The 8372-nt window shown below is 49.7% G+C and carries 11 protein-coding genes; all 11 read right to left on the bottom strand.

Going from position 1 to position 8372, the window contains the following annotated elements:
• Nucleotides 1-503 (bottom strand): PilN domain-containing protein (locus tag GX016_11055; protein ID HHT72079.1); only part of this gene is annotated, 503 nt, incomplete at its 3' end.
• Nucleotides 482-1405: a pilus assembly protein PilM gene (locus tag GX016_11050; protein HHT72078.1), complete on the bottom strand. Its 924-nt coding sequence runs from the start codon at nucleotides 1403-1405 to the stop codon at nucleotides 482-484. The genes GX016_11050 and GX016_11055, both read right to left, overlap by 22 nt.
• A complete protein-coding gene (locus GX016_11045; protein ID HHT72077.1) occupies nucleotides 1406-1690 on the bottom strand; it encodes a late competence development ComFB family protein in 285 nt (94 codons plus the stop codon).
• Between the two features lie 23 nt (nucleotides 1691-1713).
• Entirely contained in the window at nucleotides 1714-2766 is a 1053-nt protein-coding gene (locus GX016_11040; protein ID HHT72076.1) for a hypothetical protein, read from the bottom strand.
• A gap of 7 nt (nucleotides 2767-2773) precedes the next feature.
• Nucleotides 2774-3232 (bottom strand): hypothetical protein, encoded by a 459-nt coding sequence (locus GX016_11035; protein ID HHT72075.1) that lies wholly within the window; start codon nucleotides 3230-3232, stop codon nucleotides 2774-2776.
• A gap of 16 nt (nucleotides 3233-3248) precedes the next feature.
• Complete coding sequence (locus tag GX016_11030) at nucleotides 3249-3632, bottom strand: hypothetical protein (protein ID HHT72074.1); 384 nt, start codon at nucleotides 3630-3632, stop codon at nucleotides 3249-3251.
• Nucleotides 3629-4120, bottom strand: a complete 492-nt coding sequence (locus tag GX016_11025; protein HHT72073.1) for a prepilin-type N-terminal cleavage/methylation domain-containing protein — start codon at nucleotides 4118-4120, stop codon at nucleotides 3629-3631. Before GX016_11025 ends, GX016_11030 begins: the two co-directional genes overlap by 4 nt.
• Nucleotides 4087-4641, bottom strand: a complete 555-nt coding sequence (locus GX016_11020; protein HHT72072.1) for a prepilin peptidase — start codon at nucleotides 4639-4641, stop codon at nucleotides 4087-4089. Before GX016_11020 ends, GX016_11025 begins: the two co-directional genes overlap by 34 nt.
• A 25-nt stretch (nucleotides 4642-4666) precedes the next feature.
• A complete protein-coding gene (locus GX016_11015; GenBank protein ID HHT72071.1) occupies nucleotides 4667-5053 on the bottom strand; it encodes a prepilin-type N-terminal cleavage/methylation domain-containing protein in 387 nt (128 codons plus the stop codon).
• 32 nt (nucleotides 5054-5085) lie between these two features.
• A complete protein-coding gene (locus tag GX016_11010; GenBank protein HHT72070.1) occupies nucleotides 5086-6297 on the bottom strand; it encodes a type II secretion system F family protein in 1212 nt (403 codons plus the stop codon).
• A 41-nt stretch (nucleotides 6298-6338) separates the two neighbouring features.
• Nucleotides 6339-7853 (bottom strand): type II/IV secretion system protein, encoded by a 1515-nt coding sequence (locus GX016_11005; protein HHT72069.1) that lies wholly within the window; start codon nucleotides 7851-7853, stop codon nucleotides 6339-6341.
• Nucleotides 7854-8372 lie beyond the last annotated feature (519 nt).

The raw sequence follows: 8372 nt of genomic DNA, 5'->3' as shown, positions 1-8372 counted from the left end.
CTGGTGTCGTTTTTATAGTGGCAGGCGGTTAAACGTAGACTGTCTCCGAAAGCCAGCTGCAACTTTTTTAATAGCACCGCCACATCCTGCGGTTTGGCAGCCAAACCGCTAAGGCGAAGCACTTCAAGATCAAGTGTTATCTGGGTCAGGCTGACAGCGGTTGGAATAGCTGCTTCAATCTGATCTAAGTCGGCTCCGGGGTCGATACGGGCTTGATTGCTCAACAGATCTTGGCGTTTCTCTTCCTGGTTCAATTGAGCCTGAAGATACTTAGCTTTCTTTTGAAGGGTGCGTGTTTGGAAAGCTATGGGCTCCATTTTTATTATTTCCAACTCCAAGGATTCAATCTTATGTTGCAGCTGCCCTTGAACTAACAACGACAGGCCGACCAAGACCAACAAGAGACAGCCTGAGATTATTCGAACCCTATCCAGTCTCTGCTCGCGAATAATCTGGTCCGGTAGTAAGTTTAGCTGTCCAATTAGCTTTGGAACTGACTGCATAGCACTCCCCCACTCCACCATCCCAAGCCTAGACCTAAAGCGGTGGCAAAGAGATTAAGGTCAATTGTTGAGGACAAACAATTTTCTATTTGGCTGACCTGTACACCTAGGTGATTTTTTAAATCACGGAGGAATAAGTTGTCGTTGGCCCGGCCTCCGACGCAGAAACAGTGCGGGCTCGGATCGACGTGGTCTTGAGTCCGAGCAAAATCGATGCTTCGTCGGATCTCAGCTAACAACCCTTCTTTGGCCCGACCCTGGTCTGCCTTAATAGTAACTGTGCGAGCAATAACAGGCTGACCATGATTGACGATCAGAATATCGACAGTGCTGGTACCAAAGTCGAGCAGAATAAGGTTGTCGGTCTGAGTAGGATGGCAATACTGAACCCAGCGCAGTAGGGCTACCATTCCGGGTTCCAGCAGCAACGGCCGCAGCCCTGCTAACCTAACAGTCTCCATGAGTGCTTGCACAATGTTCTTGGTGCTGGCGGCTAGCAGAACGGTATGCTGCTGCGGAGTACGTTCCAACGAAACGAAACCAAACTCTGTTTCCTGGGCCGGGTATGGGACATAGCGTCCTATTTCCCACCTGAGCAGTTGTTTTAACTGCATTACCGGTAGGGGCGGCAGATCTAGCCGCCGCAGAACCAGGTGAGAACCGTTTACTGCTACTGCTACGCGCCGGACCATTATCCCCCTTGTCTGCAACGCCGACTTGACGGCTGACGCCACTGCAACCGGCTGCACTATTTCTCCAGCCACCACAGAACCAGGTGGGATTTCTATCGTACCGCTGTTTGTAATATGAACCGGTGGTCGCGAACCCCGACCTTTGCTACTTAGAACAACGAATTTTGCCGTTGCAGACCCAATGTCTAATCCCAGCAATTGTTGCTGCATTCACGACCCTCTTTCACATTGGTTATGGCGCGGATGTTTATGCACCTTAGTTATAGCTTGGATCAAGGCGATGGTGATGTCAGTGCAATACTGTTGCCGTAGTTGAGCCGTTCGGGCGTAGATTTCACCTTCCTCCGTAACTACATAACGCGCTGGCAGGGCATTAAGAGCCAAGGCCTGGATATCCCGTTGACAGCGATCACAAAAGCAGACTTGCGGAAACCGAGTCTGGATATCATGCAACTGAGCGGCTACGGCGCTCTCCATAGTGTTAATTAAATTCACGCAATCACAACCTTTCTCCGAACCTAATCGGCAACCGGTATGAAAAACTTTTGGTACCAGTTCGATCGTGTAACTGTAAGACCAGGGAGCGGTGCTTGCAGCTCTTGTTTGGCTGGGTCGAGATAACACAACCGCACACCGGAGTGGCAAATGACCCTTTTGGCTGTAACTGTTCCAGTGAGTGTTGCTGGCGTTTGAAAGGCCACTGTGGCCGGGGAAAACAAGACAGCCGTCAGCGAACAACTCTCCACCTCTATCCCTTCTTTACCGATTAAAAGCACCATGCCTGTGGCTGTGGAGCCGGCACTGATGGTAAGTTTGCCGGTAGCAATCACCGCTGTTCCAGGGGTCAGGTTTCCAGTAACTACAACGTCGCCAAATACAAACACGACTCCCCCACTGTTTTCACTGCCGCTAACATGGGCTGGGCCGGTAATGGTTATAACAGCAATGCTTCGGTAAAAATCCGCGTCAAGATCAGGAAAATCAATAGGATTAACACCAGTGACTGTGTCCAGATCTTCTTCCTGTTCCGACAATACGGTACCACTCGCATACAAAGTGCCCCTCATTGTCACCTCAGACAAAATGGAAATGTCTCCATTAGCAAAAACGTGGCCGTCTATATGGGAACCTTCCAACAAAATCAGATTGGCTTGATCGGTGCCATGAAAAAGAACGTAATCATAAGTCTCGTGTCTAGGATAAGGCTCCAGGGTGAAAAGCTCAACCAGAGTTTGCCTGGCGGCACCGGCCCGACCGGTAGCTTCTACTGGTAAGCTAAGTCTTTGTTGTTGGAGTTGTTCTCCATGGGTCCGAAATTCGACTCGGTAGGTGCCTGTGTTTAGCTCTCCTGTAACTGGCAGGCGATGGTTTGGGTCTTGCCGCAGGACAGTCTCAGCCACAGCTAGCCCTGCTTCGGCCAGATACATGGCTTGGGCCTCATCCAGGTAATTGCGCGCCAGTCGGCCGTTTACCCGGTGCAAATAGGCCAATCCGCCGGCAATAGTCAGTAACATAGTTATTAACACTAATACCGTTATTACGGCCGAACCGGATCTAGTATTTGCCATCATGTTGCTGCTACCTCATGTTGCGGAGCCAGATTTTAGTAGTGATCTGAATAGTCTTGGAGCCTTCCCTGGTGGTTACGGTTATGGTGGCGAGATGCTGCTTAGAGTTCAGAGAAAAGGTGAAACCAATGACTCCTTCAGCTACAATATTATATGAGCCCCGGATATTGCGCTGTAACTGGGCATTGCTTGGTTGAAATCGATATTCGATGGAGCGCCATTTGACTTCAGTTCGATCTTGGGCCGAGATGTGTGGAACTTCCAAGGTTACTACCCCGTCGTGTTGGGCGACGGTTACCTCTCGTGCCGCCTGAAGATCCCTTCTGAGCCAGAGTAACGCTGCCCAGGCATTCTGAAGGGCCTCGCTTTGCTCCATAGTGGCCTGATATGCCCTCAATTGTAACCAGGAGGTACTCATGAGAATTGTAACTATCAGGCCGGTGACAGCCAGGGCAACTAGAAACTCCACTAGAATTGCGCCTGAATCATGGCTGGAACCGACCTGTAGATGTCGCCAATGTGGCCAATTCGAAGGCTTGGTCATCAGACGAATCTCCCCAACGAATAAGTACTCGTATCTCATATAATCTAGCCGGCAGGGGCTTGACTACCACTGCCAGATCATAATCGGGATTGGCCGACACCGGAAGAAAAGGTTGGCTTACCCAGGCTTCCGAACCGAACGCCAGCAGCTCCTCCATATGGGCCTGTCCCAGGATTAAGGCTTGCATGTTTTCTTGAGCCCAGGCTGTACTGCGGTGTGTGGTGATAAGTACAGAGGCCAAGGGTACGGTGATTGAGGTGACGATAAATACAGCTATCATTACCTCAACTAACATAAAACCGGCGGCCCTGTGGTTGGCTTTCAATTACTCTTCTCCTTTACTTTTACCCTACCGGTAGCAGGTACCACGGTAATCTCTATTTCGCGGCCGTGAGGGTTGGCTAGTCTTATAGTGAGACCTTTGGACGGAGCCCCGGTTGGGTGAAACATTAGCTCCGAGAAGTAGGTTACAGTAATACCCGCGGGCAAAGGTTTATAGACCTGGTCACTCTCAAAGAAACCGGCATCGTCCGTTTGCTTAATCAGTAAACCCCAGCGAGTGCCGCCGCGAAGCACGAATCTGACATGGAAGGTTCTTTCTTCTACCAGGGCTCGGTTTTGGAGTAATCGCAGTGTGGCGGCCAATTCTCTGGCCCCTTGTCGGAGCCGAATGAAATCGATCCATTTTGCTGCCGGTGATATGATTGTTACCACTAATAAGGCTACGACAGCTACAACCACTAGTAGTTCAATCAGAGCATATCCGGCATTGTTCTCGGTCAGAGGCGTTTCCACATTACGGTAAGATACCATTTTACCAGCTCCTGCCCCCATAAGCGGGCAACTAATGTTCCGAGGGCTAAAAAGGGTCCAAAAGGGATGGGATCTGTCCGCTTTTTCACTCGGGCCAGGATCAAGATTAGCCCCATACTGCCTCCGAACCAGAACGACAAGCCAAGGGCTGGTACTACCAACGGCCAGCCCAAAAATGTGCCCATGGCTAAAGCTAGTTTGATGTCTCCTCCACCAATACCGCCCCGGCTGATAGCGGCGATGGAGCCCATGATGGTTGCCGCGGCTAAACCGCCTTTAGCAGAGTCAATGAAATCGCCTCCCGGCAGCAGCAATCCCAGCACCGCCCCGCCCAAGGTGAGAAGATTAGGAAGTGTGTAAGTGGCCATGTCAATAAAAGCTGCAGCGATAAAGACAAAGCCTAAGATTAAGGCACGGCAAAGGCAGGCATTGTCACTCCCGGTCAAGCCCAAAGCAAGGTGATAGAGACCTAGGCAGAGAACCACCGCAACTAACTGGCAACCAGATGACTTCGATAACATATACTTGGCCCCTCTACCCCAACCCCTAAGAGCTGTCACTGCCGCTAAAATCCACTTCGGTTTCGGTGATAACGAAATGATGTTTATCACATTTAAGCTCATACCCTTTGTCTGTCTTCGTATAGTTGTATGACTGTCCGCTCTGAGGACAGGCGGGGAGACTCTTCAGCTCCAAATTAAGCCCGTCTTTGTCTTGAAGCTGGCTAGGATATTCGTTCTGCTCAAAATAATAGAGTTCTAGCGCCGCTTCGATTTGCTTCAAGTTGGATTTACAGGCGGATGTCTTAGCATTATCCCAGGCACTTACTAAGCGCGGTGCAGCCAGCCCGGCAAATAGACCCAGTATTAACACTGCTACTAGCAGTTCAATTAAGGTTAAACCTCGTTCATCTTGGTGGATAGCAGCTAGCATGAACACCCTCCTCGGTCAAAATTAAGTGATATTTAGGCCAGAGCGTCGACCAAGGTCAGCAGCGGCAGCAGGATCCCTAAAACAGCAACAGCAACCACAACTCCGGCGGTAACAATGAGCAGCGGCTCCAGCCAGGCAACCAGTATGGTCAGTGAATGGCGAACGTCATTGCCCAAGATATTCCCTACTTGTTGCAGCATTTCCGGCATGCACCCTGTTTCTTCTCCGACCCGGACCATTTGAACAAGAAAACTGGGAACAGCTTTAATGGTACGCAACTGACTGGTAAGGCTCAGACCTAGTTGACTGCCAGCTCTGAGCTGCTTTATCTCATCTGACAGGGTTTGAATAAGGGCTGCCTGTTCGGCAATACTTAAAGCGGTAAGAAGCGGTATACCACAGCCCAGGCAAAGACTAAGGACATGGCAGGTACGGGCTAAATGAAAACGCAGAATCAAAGATCCTAGCACCGGGGTGCGCAGCAACATCAAATTGCGGATTCGGGTCCCGGATGGTGTCAGCCACAATATCCAAGATAGTACTATTAATACTCCAAGCAGGACTAACAGTACGTGCCAGGTACTTGGTTGTCCTAAAAGCAGCAGCATTTTAGTGAGAAGTGGAAGGCTGGCACCTGAATAAGCCAGCAGTTCCTCCAGGTGAGGCACAGCTAGCCTGCTGACAACAACGGCCCCCACCAGGGCTAGTGAGAGCACTAACACTGGGTAGGCAGCAACAGCAGCAATTTTGCGCCTGAGCTCAAGCTCTTGCTGATAAGTATCTGCCAGCTGATCGTAAACCTCCTCTAATTTACCGGCTGCTTCGGCAGCGGCTGTCATTTGGACCAAGAGTGGGGGGAACAGATGATCCTGCTTAGAAATAGCTTTTGCCAGCGATTTCCCTTGGGCTACATCATGCCCCAGCTCTGTCAGTGCTCGCTTGTATAAGGGTTGTTTGGTTTCATCGGTTATTATTTGTAGACAGGTTAGAAAGGGAAGACCAACGCGGCTCAAATTGCTTAGTTGCCGTACAAACCGACTGAGGAATTGAAGTTTTGATCCAGTGCTGACCAAACTCAGTAACAGGCGCTCCAACAACCGGGCCCTACTCCTACATGCCTTTAACGAAATGACTAAGAGGCCTTGTTGATGCAGTTGGCCCTGGGCTTCTTCGAGGGATTTTGCTCTCAGCTTTCCGTGGACTTTGTTACCGTCAGGTGTACAGGCGTCATAGATAAACTGCACCAAGTAGGTCTCCCCCTACAATGCCTTTATCAAGGTAGGCTCTAACTAAAAGTGCTTTCGGCTAGCCAACCAACTGCCTGAATGACTTCAGCCACAGTTGTGTAGCCGGCTGCAACTTTGGCTAAACCATCGCCCAACAGCGGAACCATTCCTTCCTTGATTGCCTGTTGGCGGATATCTTCTGCTGTAGAGCGAGCGAGTATCATAGCTTGAATACTACCTGAATTAGCATCCAAGGTTTCAGCAATAGGCATCCTTCCCAAGTAGCCGGTATAACGGCACAGCGGACAGCCTCGGCCTTTACGTAAACGGGCATGTTGCTCCGTGGGGTGACTGCCCAGTGTTCTTTGTTCATATATGTCCGGTGTGTATGGCTCACCACAGTAGGAACATACAGAGCGGACTAAGCGTTGAGACAGGATCCCGTTTAGAGCTGACGCCAGCAAGTACGGTTCTATCCCCATATCCAGAAGACGGGTGATGGTACTGGCTGCATCGTTGGTATGCAGAGTGGATAGAACCAGATGCCCTGTTAGAGCCGACCGGACGGCAATTTCTGCTGTTTCGCGATCACGAATCTCACCCACCATAATAATGTTTGGATCCTGGCGCAGTATCGCCCTCAGGCCACTTGCAAAGCTCAGGCCGGCTTTAGGATTTACTTGTACTTGGTTCACACCGGGAAGGTGGTATTCCACGGGATCTTCAATAGTAATTATGTTCTGCTCTGTGCTGTTAAGGGACTTAAGTAAGGTATACAAGGTAGTGGTTTTTCCGCACCCAGTGGGACCTGTTGCCAAAATCATGCCGCCGGATCGGGCGAGAAAGCAGAGCAAGCTTTTTTGTACTTGGCCTGTAAATCCTAGCTTACTGATATCATCAATCCTACTTGTTCTGTGCAGGAGTCGTAAAACTAGTTTCTCTCCTTTGATAGTAGGCAAACTAGCCATCCGCACATCTATCTTTTGATCCGAGACGGTACATTCTAGCCGCCCGTCTTGTGGAATTAGGCGTTTAGCAATATCCATACCAGCCCTTACCTTAAGGGCTGTAATCACAGCCGCAAACACCTGAGGGTCGAAACTAATCTGCGGATGCAAAAGGCCGTCAATACGAAAGCGAACCTGTCCCCCTTCCAGATTTGGCTCCAGATGAATGTCGCTGGCGCGCTGTTGTACTGCCTGCTCAAACATAGAATTGACGATATCGATAATGGACAAGGCAGTGGCGCTATCAGCGGTTAGGAGCAGCTCTTTTGCCTCTGGTGACTGTTCGGTATCACGAGCAATACTATCAAGAGGTCCGTAAAGGTTGGTGATCTCGGCAGTGATATGATTTGGATTAGCAACAACAGGCCTGATATCATACCCAGTGGCTAATCTGACTTCGTCTAGAGCTATTACATTTGAAGGATTGGCTATGGCCAGATAAAGGGTTCCATCTACAACCCGAAGTGGTAGCACATTGTGCCTCTTAGCCAGAGCAGCCGGCAAAGCGTGCACAGCATTGTCCTGAGGCTTAATATCGACCCCATGGAAGCTATCATCTCTAACCATGTATAACACCCCGTACACTGACCTATTATTCGCCATTTTTCTCAAAATTCCTGCCGGGAACAACAATCCAGAGCCTAAAAGCCGATTTTCCTTACAGGTTCGATAACTAAACAGAAAATAATGCGCACTCCCATGTAACTAGACCTCAAAGAAGTGGGCATAGTAATCGCGGCTGCCTTTTAAACTAACATAAATCCTCCCCTGATAATCAATCACTTATAAGCTTATCTGATTCAAGCCGATAGATTGGCCGACCAAATGTATCTCGCCTCCTTTTGTGTGCACCCTTACTGCTGTTGTGTGCACCCTTCCTCTTTTCCTCTACCCAGTTATGTCTTCTCACCCAGGACTTCACGGCGTTGATGCTGACACCATGCTTTTTTGCAATGTCCTGTACACCTAGCAGCTTTGATTACAAACTCTTTATTCATTGTTTGGGACAGCTCATAGCCCACGATTTTCCGGGAATACCAGTCTATAATAGCTACAAGATACATCCAGCGGCCCTGCATGGCGCAG

Source organism: Bacillota bacterium (genome assembly GCA_012837285.1).
Lineage (GTDB): Bacteria > Bacillota > DTU030 > DUMP01 > DUMP01 > DUNI01.
The sequence above is the reverse complement of the archived record's forward strand: the minus strand, read 5'-3'. Positions and strand labels throughout refer to the sequence as shown.